The following is a 1,257-nucleotide window of genomic DNA, read 5'->3' as shown; positions in this document are numbered from 1 at the left end:
CCCAACCGAAAGGAGGGAGCTGCCGAAGGTGGGACCGATAACTGGGGTGAAGTCGTAACAAGGTAGCCGTATCGGAAGGTGCGGCTGGATCACCTCCTTTCTAAGGAAGAAGAAGTAAGGTGTTGTGTCTATTGCTTAGTTATCAAGGAGTGAGTGCGCAGATTAGCTTACAGAACTGTGACGCAAGCTTGCTTGCAGGAACAGGGATGGAAGATGAGATGCATAAGAAGGCTTGAACGTAGCCCGACAAGAAGCGCAGCGGATTGGAGGGTGAAGAGAAAGACTGCACTCACGAAAAAAAGATAACAGAATATTTCTGGTGGCGATGCGCTTAGGGGACACACCCGTTCCCATCCCGAACACGATGGTTAAGACCTAAGCGGCCGATGGTACTGCACTGGAGACGGTGTGGGAGAGCAGGTGGCCGCCAGAATCAAAAAAGAAAAGCTGGTTTTACCAGTGATTAAAGATTAGAAAAATTTTCTGGTTTTTAATGACTGATAACATCAGTCAGAAAATACATAACAGATGATCTGTTATGCAATGTACCTTGAAAATCGCATACAAAGAAAATCAATTCTCAAATAAATAGAGAAAGACATCCGAGGTGATTGTTATTCTTAAGAGTAACAATTAACTAACACTTCGAGAAAACGAAGTAAAAAAACAACCTTGAATACCAACGCATATAACGCTATATATGTGTCGATGTAAGAGAGCGACCCGTCGAATGATTTACGGAGCGGTTATCTCACGAGCAAAGCCCGTTCGATATCCTTTGCTTCGCAAATGATTCCGCAGATTGCAAAACGGTCTTATGGAAGCGAGCTTCCAACAACCGCTTTGAATCAGCAGAACCGCTTTCGACATCTATTGGTTATGCTAGAAAGAGCGCAGGGTGGATGCCTTGGCACTAAGAGCCGATGAAAGACGTGATAAGCTGCGAAAAGCTTCGGGGAGGAGCAAATATCCGACGATCCGGAGATATCTGAATGGGGAAACCCACTGGAGCAGACCTCCAGTATCCATACGCCAATCCATAACGTATGGAGGGGAACCCGGTGAACTGAAACATCTAAGTAGCCGGAGGAAGAGAAAACAACCGTGATTTCCAAAGTAGCGGCGAGCGAAATGGAAAGAGCCCAAACCGGAATGCGTGCATTCCGGGGTTCGGACTGCAGAAATGATCTGACAAGTTTAGCAGAATGGTTTTGGGAAAGCCAGCCAGAGAGGGTGAAAGCCCCGTAAGCGAAAGAC

General features: G+C 46.5%; 3 rRNA genes. All 3 read left to right on the top strand.

Annotated features, from left to right (window positions below):
* A 16S ribosomal RNA gene (locus tag ACTNA4_RS16050) occupies nt 1-100 on the top strand; the annotation flags it as partial.
* Between the two features lie 215 nt (nt 101-315).
* Nucleotides 316-433, top strand: a 5S ribosomal RNA gene (rrf, locus tag ACTNA4_RS16045).
* A gap of 442 nt (nt 434-875) precedes the next feature.
* Nucleotides 876-1,257, top strand: a 23S ribosomal RNA gene (locus ACTNA4_RS16040); the annotation flags it as partial.

It is taken from the genome of Bariatricus sp. HCP28S3_A7, from assembly GCF_052066375.1.
GTDB lineage: Bacteria > Bacillota > Clostridia > Lachnospirales > Lachnospiraceae > Allocoprococcus.
The sequence above is the reverse complement of the archived record's forward strand: the minus strand, read 5'-3'. Positions and strand labels throughout refer to the sequence as shown.